This is a genomic window from Sphingopyxis italica, assembly GCF_011926545.1.
Taxonomy (GTDB): Bacteria; Pseudomonadota; Alphaproteobacteria; order Sphingomonadales; family Sphingomonadaceae; genus Sphingopyxis; species Sphingopyxis italica.
Genome location: NZ_JAATIT010000003.1, coordinates 418,051 through 437,602 on the forward strand (window position 1 = coordinate 418,051; position 19,552 = coordinate 437,602).

Sequence of the window (19,552 nt, forward strand, 5' to 3'; positions counted from 1 at the left end):
CTGTCATACCCGGTCCTTGCTCGCCTTGCGGATCGTTCCCGCGAAGCTCAGCACGATATGGTTGTCACCCTGCACGACCAGCCCGCGCAGGAAGATCAGCCGGCCGGTTTCGCGCACCAGTTCGACCACGGCGTCGAGCGGCTCGCCGATGCGGCCGGCGCCCACGAACTGGGTCGACAGGTCGAGCGTCACCGAATGGCCGGCGTTGAGCGATCCGAACTGATGCGACGCCGCGAACAGCGCGATGTCGACGAGCGCGAGCGTCACCGCACCGTGAACATTGTCGCCGAGATTGCTGTGCTTGCGCTCCGGAATCATCCGCACCCGCGCGCAGGGCCGGCCATCAGCCGTCGGCGGCTCGGCACGAACCGTCAGCGGTTCGATGAAAGCATTGAAGCGCGTCGAATCCTTGAGGTCCCAGCTGATCCAGCCGCCATCCAGCGCCTCCGCGCTGAAATATTCGCGCCGCTTCGGCTCCTCGATCCCGTCGTTCACACCTGCCGCTCGGCCTCGAGCTTCTTGATCTCGGCGATCGCGCGCGCGGGGCTCAGGCCTTTGGGGCACGCATTGGCGCAGTTCATGATCGTGTGGCAGCGATAGAGGCGGAAGGGATCTTCCAGCTCGTCGAGCCGTTCGCCGGTCAGCTCGTCGCGGCTGTCGGCGAGCCAGCGATAGGCCTGGAGCAGGATCGCGGGGCCGAGGAACTTGTCGCTGTTCCACCAATAGCTCGGGCAGCTCGTCGAGCAGCAAGCGCAAAGGATGCACTCGTAAAGCCCGTCGAGCTTCTCGCGTTCGGCGGGCGACTGGAGCCGCTCCTTGCCGCTCGGCGTCGTCGTCTTGGTCTTCAACCACGGCTCGATCGACGCATATTGCGCATAGAAATGGGTGAAGTCGGGGACGAGGTCCTTGATCACGTCCATCGCCGGCAGCGGGGTGATCGTGATGTCGCCCTTCAGATCCTCGATCGCAGTGGTGCAGGCGAGGCCGTTCTTGCCGTTCATGTTCATCGAACAGCTACCGCAGATGCCTTCGCGGCACGAGCGGCGGAAGGTCAGCGACGAATCCTGCTCGCTCTTCATCTTGATGAGCGCGTCGAGCACCATCGGGCCGCATTTTTCGGTATCGATCTCGAACGTGTCGAAATGCGGGTTTTGCCCCTTGTCGGGGTCATAGCGATAGACTTTGAATTTCTTGACGGCGGTCGCGCCCTCGGCCTTGTGGACCGTGCCCGTCTTTTGCGGGCGGCTGTTCTTGGGCAGGACAAATTGGGCCATATCGCGGTCTTCCCTATGCAATCGCGCGCTGCCTAGACCTGATTGCCGTGGGCGGCAAGGGGGTGAACGCGCGAAAGCCGCTGGCAGCAGCGCGGACGAGGCGCTAGGGCGACTGCGATGAGCGAAAGCGCCGACCAGCCCGCCGTTACCAGCCGCAGCGTCGCGCGCGGGCTTGGCACGACCGTGCTGGCGCGGCTGGGCGCGGTCGTCGAAATCGTCGCGCAGCCGCTCTACGTCCTGATGTTCGGCCTCGCGGGTTACGGCCTCTATGCCGTGCTGTGGGCGGCGGTGAACCTGCTCGAGAATATCTTCGACCTCGGCATGACGAGCGCGATGCAGCGCACCGTGCCGCAATCGGCCAGCAATGCCGAAGCCGCGGCGGCACTGCGGACGGCGATCGTCTTCGGCGTCGGCCCGTGCATCCTCGTCGCGGCGCTCGTCGCCGTGTTCGCCGCCGAACTCGGGCCGTTGCTCAATGTCGCGGCGAAGGACCGCGATCTCGTCACCCCCGCCATCCGCATCTTCGTCTGGGCGCTGCCGCTGTGGGCCTTTGTCGAGATCGCGACCTCGGCGCTGCGCGCGCGCATGGTGTTCGGTGCCGAAATCCGCCTGCGTATCGTGTGGGAACAGGTGATGCGGCTCGTGTTCGCCGGGCTGTTCTTCGCGGGCGGGCTCGGCCTCAAGGGACTGTTCATCGCGCACCTCTGTTCGCTTGGCATCACCGCGGCGCTCAGTGTCCGCCTGCTCGCGCGCCACTACAGCTTCGCCGATCTGTGGCGCGGGCCGTGGGCGGGAGAGACCGCGCGCAACACCTTTTTGGCGGGGCTTTCGATCCTGCCCTCGAACATCATCGCACGGCTGTTCGGCGATGCGCCGGCGCTGATCCTCAACATGCTGCTTCCCGGCGCGGCGGGCGCGGCGGCGGCAGCGCTGTTCACGATCGCGCGCAAGCTGTCGAGCGTCGTCCAGCTCGTGCGCATCGCCTTCGCCTATGTGATGGCGCCGCTCGCCGCCAGCGCCGAGCGCGAGGACCGGCGCCAGGTCGCCGACATCTATGCCTATGCGACGCGGCTGATCCTGGCGATCGCGCTGCCGCTCGCCGCGGTGCTCGCGGCGGGCAGCGCGTCGCTGCTCGGTCTGTTCGGCCATGGGGCGCAAGCCGCGCAGGCGGCGCTGGTCATCCTGCTGTTCGCGCGCGCCGCCGAAGCGGTGCTCGGCATTTCGGCGCCGGTGTTGCAAGTTGTCGCCGCCTTCCGCCAACAGGTCACCGCCAGCATCTTCGGCGTCGCGGTTGCGATCGGGTCGGGCTGGCTGATCGTCGGCCATCTCGATCCGCTGACCGGCGTGACGCTGGCAACAGCGATCGGGCTCGTCGTCATGGCGGCGATTCCGATGCTCCAGCTTGCGACCGTCGAGAAACTGCATCCGTTCGACGCGCAGTTCCCGAAGGTCGCCTTGCGCGGCATTGCGATCACGCTCATCGCGGGCACCGTGGCCATGCTCGTCGATCTCCTCCCCGACGGGTTTTCGTTGCCGCTGCTCCTGTTGACCGCGATGGCTTCCATATGGCTTTCGCTGCGCTTCGCGCTGCCGCTCGCCGATCGCATGTCGCTGGGCAAGACCGGCCGCAAACTCCGGCTGTTCGAACCCGAAACCGCATGACCGACACCCCATCCTCCCTCCGCGTCGCAATTTACGATCTCGACCGGACCGTGCTGCGCATCCCGACCTTCACGCTGTTCCTGCTCTGGGCGGCGTGGCGCGAGGCGCCGTGGCGCTTGCTGCTACTGCCCGCGCTCGCCGGGCTGATGATCGGCCATGCGCTGCGCCTTTACGGACGCGACCGGTTCAAGCCCGCCGCCATCCGCCTGATGCTGGGCAAAAGCATCGCGCCGGCGCGGGCCGAAGCCCTTGCCGCAGCCTTCGCCGCGTGGCGCGTGCCGCGCGACGTCCCGCCGGGCGCCGCCGCGTGTATCGCCCGCGACCGGGCCGAGGGCTATCGGTTGCTGATGGCGACCGCCGCTCCCGAATTCTACGCGGGTGCGATCGCCGAGGCCTTGGGCTTCGACGCCATCGTCGCCTCGCGCCACCAGCGCGATGGGGCGGGTAACTGGTTGCCCCTGCTCGACGGGCCCAATTGCTACGGCGCGGAAAAGGCGGAACGCGTCAGCGAATGGCTCGCGGCGAACGCCCCAGACGGCACGACGCATATCCGCGCCTATTCGGATCATTTCAGCGATGCGCCGACCTTTGCGCTGGCCGGTGAGGCCTGGCTGGTCGGGCGCGGCGCCAAATATGCCCGGCTCGCCGCGAAGCATGGCTGGCGCGCCGCCGATTTCGAGGATGCGGCGGTGGCGGAGGTCCGCTAGTGCGCATCCTGTTCCTCTTCATCGGCGAGCCGCATCATGTGTTCCATGCGCTGCCCCTAGCGGCGGAGATGGCGGCCGCGGGGCAAGTCATCGACGTCGCGGTAGCGAGCGCGGACCATTTACGAATGGTCGAGCAGGTCGCGCTGGCCTATCCGGGTTTCGCACCGAATATCACCCCGCTCGGCCAGAAAGGACTGGCGCGCTGGCTCCGCGACATGGGCCTCTTCCGCAATCCGCGCCTGCCGATGCTGCTCGATGCCCTGCCCTTCCTGCGGCAGTTCGATGCGATCGTCGTGCCCGAACGAACGACCACCGCGATCCGGCATTTCCTGTCGCAGGGGACGCGGCTGATCTTCACCCCGCACGGCGCGGGCGACCGCGCGATTACCTTCGACGTGCGCGACCGGCATTTCGATTTTGCGCTCGTGGCGGGTGAAAAGAGCGAACAGCGGATGCTCGACGCCAAGACGATCCGGCCGGGCCATTATGCGGTGAACGGCTATGTGAAGCTCGATCTGATGCCGCGGCTGCAGGCGGCGCGCGAACCGCTGTTCGCAAACGGCAGGCCGACGGTCCTCTACGCGCCGCATTTCAAGCGTGAGCTGTCGTCGTGGGACCGCTGCGGCCGCGACATCATCGCCTGGTTTACGGGCCAGGATCGTTACAATCTCGTCGTCGCGCCGCATGTTCGCCTGTTCGCCGAAGCGAGCGATGCCGAGCGCGCGGCGGTGGCGAAGCTGGCGGTCCCCGGCAAGGTCACGATCGACTTCGCATCCGACCGCCTGTTCGACATGAGCTATACGAGCGGCGCCGACATCTACCTCGGCGATGTGAGCAGCCAGGTGTATGAATTTCTCGCGACCCCGCGCCCGTGCATTTTCCTGAACGCGCATCAGGTCGACTGGCAGGGCGATCTCGATTATCTTTTCTGGACACTCGGCGACGTCATCGACGATCTTGCCGAATTGCCACAGGCGCTGGACCAAGCTCCCGCCCGCCATCCGCTTTATGCCGATGCCCAGCGCGAGCGGCTGGCCGAATCGATCGGCGGCGATCCGGCGGGCGCGGCGCGGCGCGGCGCCGAAGCGATCCTCGGCTTCCTTGCAAAGAACGCCGGGCAGGATAAGAGCGGCGGATGACCGAAGCCAAGTCCCTCCCCGCCCTGACGCCGATCGGCGACAATCCGACGCTGCTGTGGGGCATGACCAATGCCGAACGGCTGCGGCGGCTCGCACGCGCCGAAGGGCTGCCCGAAAAGGCGTCGGGCGTGCAGCTTTATGTCAATCTCGACTATGTCTTCGACCCGGTGTGGCTGCGTCATATCGTGACGCTGCCCGGCACGGTGGTGATGGATGGCGGCGACCTGGTGATGGCGCATCTGACCGGCGGCATGACCCCGGCGGATATCGCGCCGCATCGCGGTGCGCTCAGCATCGTCGACTATCGGGACAATCCGCAAATCTACAACCGCCAGCTCCGCAAGCTCGACTGCCCCTTCATCCAGCGGCTGACGCCTGCGACGCGGCGCGCGATCGAGCGGAAGAGCTATTTCGGTGCGTACAAGGGCGTCACCGACGCGCTGACCAAATATCTGTGGCCCGAACTCGCGTTGTGGCTGACGCGCGGCGCCGCGAGCATCGGCATGACGCCGAACATGGTCACCGCGATCGGCGCGGCGCTTTGCGTCTATGCGACCTATCTCTTCGCCTATGGCCATTATTGGACGGGGATGCTCGCAGCCTTCATCTTCATGGTGCTCGACACGGTCGACGGAAAGCTCGCGCGCTGCACGATCACCTCGTCGAAATGGGGCAATGTCGCCGATCATGGCGTCGACTTGGTCCATCCGCCCTTCTGGTGGTATTTCTGGGGCGTCGGGCTCGGCGCGTGGGGGCTCGCGCTGTCGACGCAGACCTTCATCTGGGTGATGGTCGCGGTGGTCGCGGGCTATGTGCTCCAGCGCGTGATCGAGGGCCTGTTCATCAAGGATTTCGGCATGGACATCCATGTCTGGCAGAAGTTCGACAGCGATTTTCGCCTGATCACCGCGCGCCGCAACCCGAACTTCGCAATCCTCTTTTTCGCGACGCTCGCCGGACGCCCCGACATCGGCCTGATCGCGGTGGCCTGGTGGACGGTGATCTCGCTGGTCGTCCATGCCGTGCGGCTGGTGCAGGCCTATGGCGTCAAGCGTTCGGGCCGCCCGATCACCAGCTGGATGGAAGCAGCATGAACGAAACCATCGGAAAATTCGGCCATCCCGCGACGCTGATCGCCGAATATGAGCATTGGGTCGTGCTGCTGCGCCCCGCGCAGCCGACGCTCGGCGCGCTGGTGCTTGCCGCGAAATCGGACGCGACGGCATTCGGCGACTTGCCGGCCGAAGCGCATGCCGAACTCAAAATCGCGACGGCGGCGATCGAGGCGGCGCTGACGCAGGCGGTCGGCTATGCGAAGATCAACTATCTGATGCTGATGATGGTCGACCCGAACGTCCATTTCCACGTCCTGCCGCGCTATGACGGCGAACGCTCGGGCGCAGGGCTGACGATCGGCGACGCCGGCTGGCCGGCGCAGCCCGATCTTGGGCAGGCCGTAAAGCTGGATGAGGCACAGACAGCCGCGCTTGTCGGCTGGCTCAAACCCTATTTCGCGTAGCGGCCTTCGGCGGCCCATTTCGCGGTGAGCGCATCGGCGGCTTCGACGTCCTGCGGGAAGTCGACTTCCTGCCATTCGAGCCCTTCGATCGACACGGTGCCGACGCGGTTGCCCTTCGCGATGATGTCGATCGCGCGCAGATACCAGCGTTCGACCCCGTCGGGGGTGCGCATCATCTGGTCGACCTGGTTGCGGAAGATCGACGGACCGTCGCCGACGAAGGCGAGCATGCCGATCGATTCAGCGTTGGTGTCGGGGGGCAGCAGCCGCTTGCCGATATGGTGCAGGCGGCCTTCGTGGTCGCGGTTCACCTTCATATCGTCGTCGTCATAGTCGGTCTTGACGTCGACGGTGACGTTGATCGGCTCGTTCGCGCCCGCGATCAGCTTCGCGACAATCTCGTCCGAGACGATGGTGTCGCCGTTGAGGATGATGAAATTACGGTCCATCTCCTCGCGCGCGATCCAGCAGGTGCCGAGATTGTCGGCGACCTGGAAGAAGGGGTTGAACAGCGTACGGATGCGCGCACCGGTGTCGCGGTAAAGCTGCAGCGCATGATCCTCGACGCGTTCGGTGCGAAAGCCGGTGACGACGACGATGTCCTTGATCCCGTTCGCGACGAGCGCCGCGACCTGCCAGCTGATCAGGCTGCGGCCGTTGAATTCGATCAGGCATTTGGGGATGTCGCGGGTCAGCGGCAGCAGGCGCGAGCCCTGCCCGGCCGACAGGATGATGGCTTTGTCGATGGTCATAGGGGCTGCCCTATAGCCGCTTCGCGCCGCGCGGCAAATATCGCTTCGATCAGTTCGATGTCGGCGGGCTTGTCGGCGTCGATGCACGCCTCGGGTTCGGACATCGGCACGACTTTCGCCTTGAGGCCGAAACGCAGCCCGGCGCGCCCGACGCCCTGCTGGATCGTGAAGAGGCGAAGCAGCGCACCGGTGAGCAGCCACGGCCCGAAGGCCGCGACGATCTTGAGCCCCTTCTTGCGGTCGCGCTCGATGCGCCCCCAAAAGTCGAGCAAAGGCAGCACGCGGCGCCCGCGCAGGCGGAACATGTTCGCGCCCGACCACCAGCCGCCGCGGAATTTCAGCCAGGTGCGTTTGGATTCGGGATAGCGCGCGAGCAGCACATCGCGCTCGACCATCGCGACGGCGACGTCGCTGTCCGCCGCGCCGCCCAGAAACTCCGCGATCATCGTTGGCGTGAGCAGAACATTGTCGGCCGTCGTGACGAGCAGCGGATCGTCGCCCGGCGGTAAGGCAGCGGCGAGCGAGCTGCTGATCCCCTGCCCCGCATCTGCAAAATGCAGGTCGGCGAGCCCCGCCAATCCCGGCTCGGCCGCCAGCTCGGCACTGTTCTGCGCCAATATGGTGATCGGGCCCACCCCGGGCGCCGCGCGCAGCGCCGTCACGACATGGACGAGCATCGGCTGCCTTGCGATCGGCAGCAATGCCTTGGTTGAGACGCCGGTGCCGGTGAGCAGCGGATCGGGGCCCGGGCGGCTACCCGCGAGGATGATCGCGGGGATCGGCGCGGTCATCGTACCGCCTCGGCGGGAGCGATGCGGCGACCGGTCACGCCGCGCAGGAAATCTGTGGCCTCGTCGAGCACCGGCCCCTTCCCGCGAAACGGCGCGGCGAGCGCCATCACGATGCCGGTATGGCCCATGCCCGGATAGATGCGCAACGTCGCGGCGCCGCCCGCGCGTTCGATCGCGGCGGCGAGGTTCTGGCTGTTGCGCGGGCGCACGACCGCATCCTCATCGCCGCTCGCGAGCCACAGCGGCGGGGCGTCGCCGCGCGCGAAATGAATCGGCTGGGTCTTCTCGATCGGCCGGACCTTGCCCATCGCCTTTTCGGCGCGGCCGCCCTTTTCGAGCGGCAGGAAGTCATAGGGTCCGGCGAGGCCCGCGACGCCGCGGACGATCGACGGATCGCTCTTCGCCGCCCGCAGCCATTGCGGGTCGAGCGCGAGCATGACGGCATTATAGGCGCCCGCCGAATGCCCCATCAGCGCGATCCGGTCGGGATCGCCGCCCAACGTTCCGATATGCTCGTGCGTCCAGGCGACCGCCGCCGCGCTGTCCTCCAGAAAGTCCGGCCAGTGCGCTTTCGGAACCGTCCGGTAATCGGGAATGACGACGACGAAACCCTGCCGCGCCAGCGCGCGCGCCGCGAAGCCGTAACTGCCACGCTCGCCGCTGTCCCAACCGCCGCCATAGAAGAAGACGACCACGGGGAGGCGATCGCCTTCCTTGGCGTTGCCCGGCACCCAGATGTCGAGCGACTGGCGCGTCCCGTTGCCATAGGGCTGATCGCCAATCAGCAAGCGCGCGCCGTCGCCCTGCCCGAGCAGCCGGTCCGCCATGTTGAGCGACTTCGCGCCGCCCGCGACGATCATCTTTGCGCCGCCGCCGAACAGCAGCACGAGCAGCAGCACCACGAAGAGGATCTTGATCAATCGCTGTCCTTTGGAAACCGGCTCGCCATCCATCCGCGCCCTACAGGGCCGCTGGACGACGAACAAGCGGCGGATGACCGGACACAGCCATTTATCCGTCCATCCGTCATCCCGGCGAAGGCCGGGATCTCGACCTTGCGGTTCGACGCGCCGGAGAGATCCCGGCCTTCGCCGGGATGACGAAATTCAATGGATACCTTTTCGGCGCTCGCGCGTAGAAAAGGGTGATGGCCAATCATTTCTCCCGCCCCGCCCTGATCTGCAACAGCAAAAGCGGCGGTCACGACGAAGACATTATGGGCGCGATTGCCGAGGTCTGCCGCACATCAGGCGCGCCGCTCGCCGCGACTTTTGCGCTGCCCGACGATGATATCCCTGACGCCGCCGAACTCGAGCGGCGAGGCATCGACCTGCTGCTCGTCTGGACGGGCGACGGGACGATCAATGCCGCGGCGACCAAGGCGGCGGGCTGGAACGGCGCCGTCCTGCCGCTGCCCGGCGGCACGCTAAACCTTCTGTCGAAGGAGCTGCACGGGGACCGGCCGGTGCCCGAAATCCTGTCGGACGCGCTGCACGGCAAGGGCCGGCGGCAGCCGGTCCCGATGATCCGGTCCGACGGTGGCGACGCCTTCATCACGATCGTCGCCGGCCCCGCGACGCGGTGGGCCGAGGTGCGCGAAACGATGCGGCAGGACGGATTGATCGAAGCGAGCCGGTCGGCGCCCGACGCGCTCGACGAAATGATGAACGCCCCCGGCGTCGCGGTCGCGGGACATGGCCAAGCCTATCCTGCGATCATCCTCACCCCCACGGCGCACGGCATCCGTGCCGACGGCATATTGACCGAAGGCACCGCCGACGTGCTGCGCCACGGTCTCGCCTGGCTCGGCGGCGATTTTCGCGAAGGACCGAGCGAGGAAATCGTCAGCAGCGAAACGATCATCCTTGAAAGCGAAGCGCCGATCAGCCTCGAATATGACGGCGAGCTCGGCGAAACGCCCTCGCCCGCGCGCTTCGGACTGGGAACGAGCGCAGTGGACTTCGTCGCGACGGCATGACCCGGCTCTTCCATATCAGCGACCTGCATTTCGGGCTCGAGGATCGCGCGGCGCTCGGCTGGTTCACCGATTGCGTTCGCGCCGAGCGGCCCGATGCGGTGCTGATCACGGGCGACCTCACGATGCGCGCGCGAAGCCGCGAGTTCGCCGCGGCGTGCGACTGGATCGGCGCGCTAGACGTGCCGGTGACCGTCGAGGTCGGCAATCACGACCTTCCCTATTTCAACCCCGTCGAACGCTTCCTCTTCCCCTATCGCCGCATTCGCGGGATCGAACGGCTGGTCGAACGCGAACTCGACCTGCCCGGCGTCGTCGTGGTGCCGCTGAAGACCACCGCGCGCGCGCAATGGCGGCTCGACTGGTCGAAGGGATGGGTGACGGGACAGGCGCTGGAAAAGACGCTCGCCGCGATCGATGCCCTCCCGCGCGGCACGACGGTGCTGGTCACCGCGCATCACCCTCTCGTCGAGGCCGGCACCAAGGGCCGCGCGCTGACGCGCGGCGGCGAACGCGCGCTCGCTGCCTTGGCGAAGCGCGGCGTCGCGGCGGTGCTTACGGGGCACGTCCACGATGCCTTCGACCTGGTGAAGGAGACTGCGGCCGGCCCGATCCGCATGATCGGCGCGGGGACGCTATCGCGGCGCATCCGTTCGACGCCGCCGAGTTTCAACGACCTGACCGTCGAAGGCGCGGCGATCGACGTCCGTGTGCGCAATCTCGATCATGTCCCGACCCCCGACATGCAGATCGACGATGTGCCGCCCGACGCGCTGCCGCCGCGCGAACCCGGCGAACCGGTGGCGCCCGTCGCGGCGGTGCCGAGGGTCGATCCGCCGGTGCATTGACGCCGCGCCGCTTCCCGTTAGGTTGCAACAAAAAACGGAATGAGGATGATGCTGACAAAAGGTGACGATTATCCGTTGCATCAGACCAGCGAGCCGGTTGCGTTCGCCGGGACCGACCGCAATTTTTACGACCGCTATTTCTTCAACGGCTATTCGCCCGATGGATCGATCTTCTTCGCCGCCGCGATGGGATTTTATCCGCAGTTGGGCATCATCGACGCGAGCTTTTGCGTCATTGCCGATGGCGTGCAGCACAATCTTCGCGCCAGCCGCCGGTCGGGGGGCGAGCGGCTCGACCTGTCGATCGGACCGATCGCGCTCGAGATCGACGTCCCGCTCGAAATCGTCACGCTGCGCGTCGCGCCGGGTGACGGGCCCCTCGCGGGCGAGCTGCGCTTTTCCGGCCGCCACTTTCCGATCGAGGAACCGCGTTTCATCCGGCGGAACGGCACACGGCTGTTCATGGACTATACGCGCATGACGCAGAACGGACATTGGTCGGGCTGGCTGTCGGTGGGTGGGCAGCGCGTCGATGTCGCCGCCGACTGGGCGGGGACGCGCGATCGCAGCTGGGGCGTGCGTCCCGTCGGCGCAAGCGAACCGCAGCCGCCGCCCGAGGGTAATTTCAGCCAGTTCTTCTGGCTATGGACGCCGTGCAATTTCGAAGCGAGCTCACTCTTCTTCCACAGCAACGACGATGGCGCGGGCAACGCCTGGAACCGCCGCGCGGTCGTCGTGGGCGATGGCGGGACCGAGCGGCATTTCGACGCCGCGAGCTTTGACATCGAATGGCAAGCGGGATCGCGGCGGATTGCGGCGATGACCACCGGCTTGGGCGGCGAGCGAAGGCTTTCCTTGACGCCGGCGGGTCCGGTCTTTGCGATGAGCGGGCTCGGCTACACGCATCCGCTCTGGGGGCACGGGCTCGACCACGGTCCGGAGCTTGCCGTCGCGCATGACAGCCTGCCCGAAACCGACCGCGGCTGGGGCAATCCGCTGGCGATGCACGTTCAGGCGCTCGTGACCGCCGAACTGACCGACGGCGGCAGCGTCCATCGCGGCATGGGCGTGCTCGAACAATTGTTCGTCGGCCCGCATGAGCCGACCGGCCTTGCCGGCCTTATGGACCCCGCGCATTGAGCTTTCCGACCTCGCCCGAGGCGATGACAGCGGCATGGCTCGGCGATGTGCTCGGGCAGCCGGGAAGGCTGAAGGGCTTCACCGCCGCCAAGGTCGGCACCGGGCAGATGTGCGACAGCTACCGCCTGGCGCTCGATTGGGAGGACGGCATCGACGCGCCCGCCAGCGTCGTCGCCAAATGCCCGAGCCACGACGAGGCCAGCCGCAACATCGCGAAGCTCACCGGCACCTATGTCAAGGAAGTCAGCTGGTATCGCGAGCTTGCGGCGGGCAGCGGCGTCGCCGCGCCGCGTTGCTATCATGCCGAGATTGCCGATGACGACGTCGATTTCGTGCTGCTCCTCTCCGACCTCGCGCCGGCGCGGCAGGGCGACCAGCTCGCCGGCACCGGGCTTGCCGGGCTCCTTCCCTGCATCGAAGCCGCGGCGGGCCTGCACGCGCTGCTCTGGAACGATCCGCGGCTCGAAATCTTGCCCTGGCTCTCTCGCGACAATGGCGACCTGGTCCGCCACCTCTTTCCGCAATTCTATCTCGGCTTTCGCGAACGCTATGCGACGCGGCTCGACCCGGCGGTGCTCGACCTCGGCGCGGGAATCGTCGAGCGGCTCGACGCCTATCTGGCGCGCACGCCCTCGGCGCGGACGATCGTTCACGGCGACCTGCGCATCGACAACATCCTCTTTGCCCCGGGCGGCGACCGCTGCTGGCTCGTCGACTGGCAGACGCTGGGACGCGGCAGCGGCGCGAGCGACCTCGCCTATCTTGTCGGCACCAGCATCGCCGATCCCGTCGAGCGCGCGGCAGCCGACCGGCCGGCCTTCGACCATTGGATCGGCGCGCTCAGACAGTTGGGCGTTGCGCCCGATGAAGCCGAGCTGTGGACCGATTACCGGGTCGGCGCGCTCAGTGGCTATTTCATGGCGGTCTTCGCGTCGATGAGCGTCGAGCGCACGGCGCGCGGCGACGAGATGTTCGCGGTAATGGCCGAGCGCCCCGCACGACAGGCGCTGATGCTGGGGAGTCTGGAGTTGTTGTAGCCGGGGGAATCTTCGGCCGGTAGCGGACCGTAAATCCACTCAAAGCAGCCACGAAAAAGGGCGGCCCGTTGCCGGACCGCCCTTCCCTTCTCCGCCCGTCGGCGGAAAAACTTTAACGCTTCGAGAACTGGAAGCTGCGGCGGGCCTTGGCCTTGCCGTACTTCTTACGCTCGACCGCGCGGCTGTCGCGGGTCAGGAAGCCGGCCGCCTTGACCGGGCCGCGAAGCGCCGGTTCGAAGCGGGTCAGGGCTTGCGCGATGCCGTGCAGAACGGCGCCCGCCTGGCCCGACAGGCCGCCACCCTTGACGGTCGCGATCACGTCATACTGGCCAACGCGCTCGGTCAGGCCGAAGGGCTGGTTGATGACGAGGCGCAGCGTCGGGCGCGCGAAATAGACTTCCTGGTCGCGACCGTTGATCGTGATCTTGCCCGTGCCGGGCTTGACCCACACGCGGGCGACGGCGTCCTTGCGGCGGCCGGTCGCATAGGCGCGGCCCTGCTTGTCGACGATCTTTTCGCGGAGCGGCGCAGCCGGGGCTGCGGGAGCGACGGTGCCTTCGACGGCGCCGCCGAGATCCTTGAGATCGGTCATGGTCTGTTCGTCAGCCATTATGCACCCACCTTGTTCTTGCGGTTCATCGACGCGACGTCGATCACTTCGGGGCTCTGCCCTTCATGCGGATGGTCGGTGCCGGCGAAGATGCGCAGGTTGCGCATCTGCTGGCGGCCGAGCGGACCGCGCGGGATCATGCGTTCGACGGCCTTTTCGAGCACGCGCTCGGGAAAACGGCCTTCGAGGATCTTCGCGGGGCTCGTTTCCTTGATGCCGCCGGCATAGCCGGTGTGCTTGTAGTAACGCTTGTCCTCCAGCTTCTTGCCGGTGAACGCCACCTTTTCGGCGTTGATGACGATGACATTGTCACCGCAATCGACGTGCGGGGTGAACGACGGCTTGTGCTTGCCGCGCAGGATGTTGGCGATGATCGACGCAACGCGGCCCACGACGAGGCCCTCGGCGTCGATCAGCACCCATTTCTTTTCGACCGTCGCGGCGTTCGCCGACTGGGTCGTCTTGGTCAGCGCCTTCATGGCACGCTCCTTGACAGATATGGACCGGAGCATGAGTGCCCCGAAACAGGGGCGCCGCCTGTCCCGTCGGGACGAAGCGGCGCTTCGGAGCGGGCCAATGGCGCCAGACCAGTGAAAAGTCAAGCATAGCGCGGCTTTGCTGACGGGTATTATGATACCTTTGCCCTCAAGGCGCCGGTTCCAGCGCCCGCACGCGCTCCTCGATCAGCCTGCGGCCTTCGCCGTCGGCCGTGACGATCCAGCTCTGGCGGCGCTCACGCACGACCAGCCCCGTATCGGTGTCGATGGTCCACAGATTGGCGATTTCGAGCGGCTGCGCCTTTCCCGCGACCGACGCCGAATCGCGCTCGACCATGGCGATCGTCCGCCGGGCGCCGTCGTCGACTATCGACACGTCGCCATCATCAGGTGTCGCGATGGCGGGAAGCGCATCGTTCGCCGGCGCGATCAGCGCGCGAATGTCGGCGGCCGCCAGCCGGTCGCGCTCGGCAGCGGGGAGTGCGGCGATCAATTGCGCCAGCTGCCGGGCTTCGGGCCGGTCCGCTTCGGCGCCCGCCTTCTCCATCCGCGCCGTCACCCGTTCCCACAATTGATCGGGGTCGACCATATCGATCCGGCTGCCGTCGGGCGGAACCAGATAGGAGATTTCTTCGCCGACCAGCGGGTCGAGCATCATCATCAGCATCCGCGTCACGCCGGGCTCCCCGCCCGAATCGATCCGTTCGAGCACCGAATCGAGCCGATAGCCCCGCCCGGTCCGCTGCCATTGCAGCGCATAGACGAGCGCGAAATCGATCAGCTTTCCGTCACGGCCGATACGGCGCGTCGTTACCCGATAGCGCAGCGGCACGCCCACCGGTGGCGCAAAGCGAACCTCGGCGGTCGCGGCGGCCGGAGCACCGCTCGACGCGGGAACCGCCAGTGGCGAGGCGGTCAGCAGCAGCAAGGCACCGAGAGCGCCCGCCGGCATCACGCGTCGGCGCGGCCGAGCCGGTGGAGCGATGCCGCCGCGGTCGCGACGAGGATCGCGCCGACGACCTGGTGCAGCACGGCCACCCACATCGAAACCCCGGACACGACGGTCCAAATGCCGAGCAGCATCTGCGCCGCGATGACCAGGGCGAGCAGCCCTGCCTCGCGCGCCGCGCCGCGCCGCGACAGCGTCCGCGCGAGGAGCAGCAACGCGAGCGCCGCGATCCACGACCACCAGCGATGGAGGAAATGAATGAGGAAGGGATCGTTGGTCAGCGCGAGCCATGCGCCGCCCGCCCAATCGATGCCCTCGGGCACGAAATGATCGTTCATCAGCGGCCATGTGCTTGCGACATAGCCGGCGTTGAGCCCCGCGACCCATGCGCCGAGCAGCAACTGAACGAACAGGATCGCGATCACGGCCACCGCCGGACCGGTCAGCCGCGCCGGCCGGGCGGCGGAATTGCGGGCCAGCGTGCCGAGGTCGCGCGCCGTCCAGACGAGCCCGGCGAGCAGGAACAGCGCGGTCAGCAAATGCGTCGCGAGGCGGAAATGGCTGACGTCGGTGCGATATTCGAGGCCCGAAGCCACCATCCACCAGCCGATCGCGCCCTGCAGCCCGACGAGCGCGGCGAGCGCGAACAGGCGCCAGCCATAACCCGCCGGGATGGCGCGGCGCCACGCGTACCAGATCAGCGGGACGACGAGCGCCATGCCGACCAGCCGCCCGAGGATGCGGTGCAGCCATTCCCAGAAGAAGATCGCCTTGAAGCCCTCGATCGTCATGCCGAGGTTAATCGCCTGATATTCGGGAATCTGTTTGTATTTTTCGAACTCCGCGACCCACCCGGCCTCGGTCAGCGGCGGAATGACGCCGGAAACGGGGCGCCATTCGGTGATCGACAGCCCGGATTCGGTCAGGCGGGTGATGCCGCCGACCGCGACCACGATGATCACGAGCAGCGCGACCGCCCAAAGCCAGCGCGCCAGCGCGGCGGGGCGGGGCTGGCGCGCGGCGGGCGCGGGCGAAGGGGAAATCTGCGTCATCGCCCGCCTATCGTCGCTTGCAGAACGATAGGCAAGAGCTCCGAAGCCCGGCCCTCCGGGAAATTCATGGTCGCGACAGGTGCGTCTTGATAGGGGGCGGGGATGCCGCGCCGCGCCCGATCGATCCTGACTGTCCTGATGCTGTCGATAGGCGTGCCGTCGATGGCGGCGCCCGCCGAGCCATCGCCCTATGCCGCGTTGGCGGCGGCGGAAGCGCGCGTGGCGGCGATCGGATTTCGCCTGACGACCGAAAACGCCGCCTGGTGCCCGGCACGCCAACCACAGTTCGGCTGGATCTGGGGCGACCCGCGCCTTTACGACGCGGACCGCCGCGCCGAGGCGCTCGGCGTCTATGGCGCCGCCGACCAGACCCATGCCTTCATCGCCGCGCTGGCGCCGGCATCGCCGGCCGCATCGACGGGAATCGGGGTCGGCACGCCCGTCGCCGGGATCGGCGAAGCGCCCGTCCCCGACGGCGCGAGCAATCATCCCTTTGCGCGGATCACCGCGATCGAAACCTATCTCGCGGCGCGGCCCGTCGATACCCCGCTAACGCTTGATACGGGCGCGGGACGCACTGTCGACATCCTGCCCAAACCCGGGTGCGCCAGCGACTTTCGCGTCGAGGCGAACGAGAAGCCGGGGGCGGTCGCCGACGGACGCATGATACTCGTCAATCAAGGCCTCGTCGATTTTTCGCCCGATGACGCCGAACTCGCGGCGGCGATCGCCCACGAACTGGCGCACAATATCCTGCGCCACCGCGCCCGGCTCGACGCGGCGGGCGTCGATCGCGGGCTGGCGAAGCAATTCGGCCGCAACGCGCGCATGTTCAAGCAAACCGAGATCGAGGCCGACCGGCTGTCGGTGTGGCTGCTCGCCGGGGCGGGCTATGATCCCGCCGCCGCGGCGCGCTTCTGGTCGCGTTTCGGCCAGCGCAAGGGCCGGCCGCTGTTCCAGGCGAGCACCCATCCCTCGTGGCGCGACCGCGTCGCGGCGCTCGAAGCCGAAGCCGCGACCATCGCCGCGGCGCGCATGCTCGGCCGGCCGCTGCACCCGCCGCTGATCAATGCGCCCCCGCCCTTGGAATAGGAGGCGGCGTATCCTATTTTGGGGATATTCCCTTCTCCCCCGACAAGGATCAACGCCATGACCCGTGAAACCGCCATTTTCGCCGGAGGCTGCTTCTGGTGCACCGAAGCCGTGTTCCAGTCGCTCGAAGGCGTCGACGGCGTCGAGAGCGGCTATATCGGAGGTCATGCCGCGAACCCGACCTATAAGCAGGTGTGCGGCGGCGACACCGGTCATGCCGAAGCGATCCGCATCAGCTTCGACCCCTCGGTCATTTCCTATGCCGATCTGCTCGACGTCTTTTTCGCGACGCACGATCCGACGCAGCTCAATCGCCAGGGCAATGACATCGGCACCCAATATCGCAGCGCGATCTTCCCGCTCGACGCCGCGCAGGCCGACGCGGCGCGCGACGGAATCCAGCGCGCCGCGGCCGACTGGCCCGCGCCGATCGTCACGACCATCGAAAGCGCGTCCGAATGGTATCCGGCCGAGGATTATCACCAGGCCTATTGGGACGGCGAAGGACAGCGCAACCCCTATTGCATGGCGGTTATTCCCCCGAAGCTGGCCAAATTGCGCAAGGGTTTCAGCGATCGTCTGCGCACCGCATAGACGCGCCGCGAGGCATGCGGCCACGTTGACATGTGGCCGCATGACGTCACTTTTCATTGACTTTCCAATTGTTTTGACTAGCGGACGCCTCTTCATTGGGGCAGGGTGACCCCGAAGCGCGGTTGGGGGTCACGGCTCGGTGCTGGCATCACTGTTTCTGATCGGCGCGTTGGTGACGACGCCGCAGATGTCGGTTCAGGCGGCAAGCCAGTCGGCTGTCGAGGAAAGCGCCGGCGGGATGACGCGGGCGGTCAACCGGATGATCGGCGGCATCGCGAGCTATGCCCGCTGGCCCGAAGGGTCGCCCGCCGCCAATAGGCAGATGTGCGTCGTCGGGACACCGCGCCTCGCGCCCCGCATGGCGCCGGACACGCCGGGCCGGGGTTCGATATCGGTCCGCCCGATGACCGCGGCCGGCGTCACCTCCGACTGCGACATCTTGTTCCTCGGCCGGATGCCGGTCGGCGACCGGCGGCAATTGATCGCATGGGTGCGCGGCCGGCCCGTTCTGACGATCACCGACGATGATGCGGCGTGCATCTATGGCGCGATGTTCTGCCTCAGCAGTCGTTCCGCGAGCCTCAGCTTCTCGGTCAATCTCGACGCGATCGGCCGCGGGCCACTGCGGGTCGATCCGCGCGTGCTGCGCATCGGTTCGGGTCAGGGAGGGACATGATGAGCGGACCCGATCTGCCTCGCCCCGCCCCGCGCATCGGCGCGCGCACGACGCTGCAAAAGCTGCTGTCGCGCTTCCATTTCGGGATCACGCTGTTCGCCGTCGCCTTGTCGGGGCTGACGATCCTACTCTCCGGGGTGACGGCGCTGCGCGGCTATGCCGACCGCAATATGGAACTGGCGGCCCAATTGGGCGCCTATGGCGTCGAGCCGGCGCTGGTATTCAACGATCCGGTCGCCGCGCGCGAAGGGCTCGAGCCGCTCACGCGCATTCCCGGCATCGCGCGGCTGCGCGTGCTCAACGATGTCGGCCGGCCGGTGACCGAGTGGACCTCGCCCACCGCCGATCCGGCACCGATGCTCAGCCGCATCTTTTTTCCCCGCCCCTTCGCGGTGACGGTCGAGCGCAACGGATCGATGATCGGGACGATCGAGGTATGGGGCGACAGTTCGACGCTGATCGACTATGTCCGGCTCGGCCTGCTCGCCGGACTGACCTGCTTGCTCATCACCGCGTTCGGCACGATTTTCCTCGCGCGGCGGTTCGAATATGAGCTCGTCAAACCTTTGAACGAAATCGCGACGGTCGCGCATGACGTGCGACTGCACCGCCGCTTCGACAAGCGGGTCCAACCGCTCGGCATCGCCGAACTCGACCGGCTGGGCGGCGACATCAACGCCTTGCTCGACGAATTGCAGGGCTGGCAGGGCCATATGGAAAGCGAACGCGCGATGCTCGCCCACCGCGCGTCGCACGACCCGCTGACCGCGATGCCGAACCGCGCCGCCTTCGACGATCAACTCGCGCGGCGCATCGACGCCGCTGCCGCGCGCGGCAGCCGCTTTGCGCTGCTGTTCATCGACGCCGATAATTTCAAGGCGGCCAACGACAATTTCGGCCACGCCGCGGGCGACGCCGTGCTCGTCGCGCTGTCGGCGTGCATCAAGGAAACGCTGCGCAAGGATGATTTCGCCGCCCGCATCGGCGGCGACGAATTCGTCGTCATCATCGACCCCTTCGACGCCGATGCGGTCGCTGAGGAGCTTGCCAGCCGGATCAGGACCTGCGTGTCGCAACCCATCACCTTGCCCGACGGCCAAACCTATCGCGCGTCGGTCAGCGTCGGGGTCGCGGTCTTTCCCGACAGCGGCAGCAACCCGACCGCGCTGCTCACCGCCGCCGACGCCGCAATGTATGCCGACAAATTGGCCAACCGTTCACGATGACCGACGGAGAGA

General features: G+C 67.1%; 22 protein-coding genes. 13 read left to right on the forward strand and 9 right to left on the reverse strand.

Translation table 11 applies throughout. From position 1 onward, the window contains the following. Window positions 1–3: 3 nt before the first annotated feature. Window positions 4–495: a hotdog domain-containing protein gene (locus GGR90_RS13205; RefSeq protein WP_167921913.1), complete on the reverse strand. Its 492-nt coding sequence runs from the start codon at window positions 493–495 to the stop codon at window positions 4–6. Continuing rightward, a complete protein-coding gene (locus tag GGR90_RS13210; protein WP_167921914.1) occupies window positions 492–1,274 on the reverse strand; it encodes a succinate dehydrogenase iron-sulfur subunit in 783 nt (260 codons plus the stop codon). The genes GGR90_RS13205 and GGR90_RS13210 overlap by 4 nt, the downstream gene beginning before the upstream one ends. 117 nt (window positions 1,275–1,391) lie before the next feature. Between GGR90_RS13210 and GGR90_RS13215 the strand changes: the two genes are divergently transcribed. From GGR90_RS13215 to GGR90_RS13235, 5 genes are read left to right on the forward strand one after another with little or no spacing between them, the layout of a single operon-like run. Then, entirely contained in the window at window positions 1,392–2,936 is a 1,545-nt protein-coding gene (locus GGR90_RS13215; protein ID WP_167921915.1) for a lipopolysaccharide biosynthesis protein, read from the forward strand. Beyond that, entirely contained in the window at window positions 2,933–3,643 is a 711-nt protein-coding gene (locus tag GGR90_RS13220; RefSeq protein WP_167921916.1) for an HAD-IB family phosphatase, read from the forward strand. Before GGR90_RS13215 ends, GGR90_RS13220 begins: the two co-directional genes overlap by 4 nt. Continuing rightward, window positions 3,643–4,782 carry a hypothetical protein gene (locus GGR90_RS13225; RefSeq protein ID WP_167921917.1) on the forward strand — a complete coding sequence of 380 codons (1,140 nt, stop codon included), beginning with the start codon at window positions 3,643–3,645 and terminating at the stop codon, window positions 4,780–4,782. Before GGR90_RS13220 ends, GGR90_RS13225 begins: the two co-directional genes overlap by 1 nt. After that, the gene (locus GGR90_RS13230; RefSeq protein WP_167921918.1) at window positions 4,779–5,876 is read left to right on the forward strand and encodes a CDP-alcohol phosphatidyltransferase family protein; all 1,098 of its coding nucleotides are present in this window, start codon (window positions 4,779–4,781) and stop codon (window positions 5,874–5,876) included. Before GGR90_RS13225 ends, GGR90_RS13230 begins: the two co-directional genes overlap by 4 nt. After that, on the forward strand, window positions 5,873–6,301 hold the full coding sequence (locus GGR90_RS13235) for an HIT family protein (protein WP_167921919.1): 429 nt from the start codon (window positions 5,873–5,875) through the stop codon (window positions 6,299–6,301). Before GGR90_RS13230 ends, GGR90_RS13235 begins: the two co-directional genes overlap by 4 nt. Here GGR90_RS13235 and GGR90_RS13240 read toward each other — a convergent pair. The 3 genes from GGR90_RS13240 to GGR90_RS13250 are packed head-to-tail and all read right to left on the reverse strand — an operon-like array spanning window position 6,289 to window position 8,764. Then, complete coding sequence (locus GGR90_RS13240) at window positions 6,289–7,053, reverse strand: phosphocholine cytidylyltransferase family protein (protein WP_167921920.1); 765 nt, start codon at window positions 7,051–7,053, stop codon at window positions 6,289–6,291. The two genes, GGR90_RS13235 and GGR90_RS13240, sit on opposite strands and share 13 nt — an antisense overlap. Continuing rightward, the gene (locus GGR90_RS13245; protein WP_167921921.1) at window positions 7,050–7,844 is read right to left on the reverse strand and encodes a nucleotidyltransferase family protein; all 795 of its coding nucleotides are present in this window, start codon (window positions 7,842–7,844) and stop codon (window positions 7,050–7,052) included. The genes GGR90_RS13240 and GGR90_RS13245 overlap by 4 nt, the downstream gene beginning before the upstream one ends. Further along, the gene (locus GGR90_RS13250; RefSeq protein WP_167921922.1) at window positions 7,841–8,764 is read right to left on the reverse strand and encodes an alpha/beta hydrolase; all 924 of its coding nucleotides are present in this window, start codon (window positions 8,762–8,764) and stop codon (window positions 7,841–7,843) included. Before GGR90_RS13250 ends, GGR90_RS13245 begins: the two co-directional genes overlap by 4 nt. A 227-nt stretch (window positions 8,765–8,991) precedes the next feature. Between GGR90_RS13250 and GGR90_RS13255 the strand changes: the two genes are divergently transcribed. From GGR90_RS13255 to GGR90_RS13270, 4 genes are read left to right on the forward strand one after another with little or no spacing between them, the layout of a single operon-like run. Then, window positions 8,992–9,822 (forward strand): diacylglycerol/lipid kinase family protein, encoded by an 831-nt coding sequence (locus tag GGR90_RS13255; protein WP_167921923.1) that lies wholly within the window; start codon window positions 8,992–8,994, stop codon window positions 9,820–9,822. Then, window positions 9,819–10,667, forward strand: coding sequence for a metallophosphoesterase family protein (locus GGR90_RS13260; RefSeq protein ID WP_167921924.1), 849 nt, complete (start codon window positions 9,819–9,821; stop codon window positions 10,665–10,667). Before GGR90_RS13255 ends, GGR90_RS13260 begins: the two co-directional genes overlap by 4 nt. A gap of 45 nt (window positions 10,668–10,712) precedes the next feature. Continuing rightward, a complete protein-coding gene (locus tag GGR90_RS13265) occupies window positions 10,713–11,807 on the forward strand; it encodes an Rv3169 family protein (RefSeq protein WP_167921925.1) in 1,095 nt (364 codons plus the stop codon). Further along, a complete protein-coding gene (locus GGR90_RS13270; protein ID WP_167921926.1) occupies window positions 11,804–12,844 on the forward strand; it encodes a phosphotransferase in 1,041 nt (346 codons plus the stop codon). Before GGR90_RS13265 ends, GGR90_RS13270 begins: the two co-directional genes overlap by 4 nt. A 112-nt stretch (window positions 12,845–12,956) precedes the next feature. Here the strand turns inward: GGR90_RS13270 and rpsI are convergent, their stop codons facing one another. The 4 genes from rpsI to GGR90_RS13290 form a co-directional block, all read right to left on the reverse strand. Further along, window positions 12,957–13,454: a 30S ribosomal protein S9 gene (gene rpsI, locus GGR90_RS13275; RefSeq protein WP_167921927.1), complete on the reverse strand. Its 498-nt coding sequence runs from the start codon at window positions 13,452–13,454 to the stop codon at window positions 12,957–12,959. Further along, the gene (gene rplM, locus GGR90_RS13280) at window positions 13,454–13,933 is read right to left on the reverse strand and encodes a 50S ribosomal protein L13 (RefSeq protein ID WP_167921928.1); all 480 of its coding nucleotides are present in this window, start codon (window positions 13,931–13,933) and stop codon (window positions 13,454–13,456) included. Before rplM ends, rpsI begins: the two co-directional genes overlap by 1 nt. Window positions 13,934–14,099: 166 nt before the next feature. Further along, window positions 14,100–14,903: an aminoglycoside phosphotransferase/kinase family protein gene (locus tag GGR90_RS13285; RefSeq protein ID WP_209023745.1), complete on the reverse strand. Its 804-nt coding sequence runs from the start codon at window positions 14,901–14,903 to the stop codon at window positions 14,100–14,102. Beyond that, a complete protein-coding gene (locus tag GGR90_RS13290) occupies window positions 14,903–15,952 on the reverse strand; it encodes a COX15/CtaA family protein (RefSeq protein ID WP_167921930.1) in 1,050 nt (349 codons plus the stop codon). Before GGR90_RS13290 ends, GGR90_RS13285 begins: the two co-directional genes overlap by 1 nt. 102 nt (window positions 15,953–16,054) lie before the next feature. Between GGR90_RS13290 and GGR90_RS13295 the strand changes: the two genes are divergently transcribed. The 4 genes from GGR90_RS13295 (at window position 16,055) to dgcN (ending at window position 19,540) form a co-directional block, all read left to right on the forward strand. Next, window positions 16,055–17,044 carry a M48 family metallopeptidase gene (locus tag GGR90_RS13295; RefSeq protein WP_167921931.1) on the forward strand — a complete coding sequence of 330 codons (990 nt, stop codon included), beginning with the start codon at window positions 16,055–16,057 and terminating at the stop codon, window positions 17,042–17,044. A 57-nt stretch (window positions 17,045–17,101) separates the two neighbouring features. Further along, window positions 17,102–17,638 (forward strand): peptide-methionine (S)-S-oxide reductase MsrA, encoded by a 537-nt coding sequence (msrA, locus tag GGR90_RS13300; RefSeq protein WP_167921932.1) that lies wholly within the window; start codon window positions 17,102–17,104, stop codon window positions 17,636–17,638. A 139-nt stretch (window positions 17,639–17,777) separates the two neighbouring features. Next, window positions 17,778–18,314 (forward strand): regulatory sequestration protein YfiR, encoded by a 537-nt coding sequence (gene yfiR, locus GGR90_RS13305; RefSeq protein WP_167921933.1) that lies wholly within the window; start codon window positions 17,778–17,780, stop codon window positions 18,312–18,314. Beyond that, window positions 18,314–19,540, forward strand: coding sequence for a diguanylate cyclase DgcN/YfiN (gene dgcN / locus GGR90_RS13310; RefSeq protein WP_167921934.1), 1,227 nt, complete (start codon window positions 18,314–18,316; stop codon window positions 19,538–19,540). Before yfiR ends, dgcN begins: the two co-directional genes overlap by 1 nt. The last annotated feature ends 12 nt before the right edge of the window (window positions 19,541–19,552 follow it).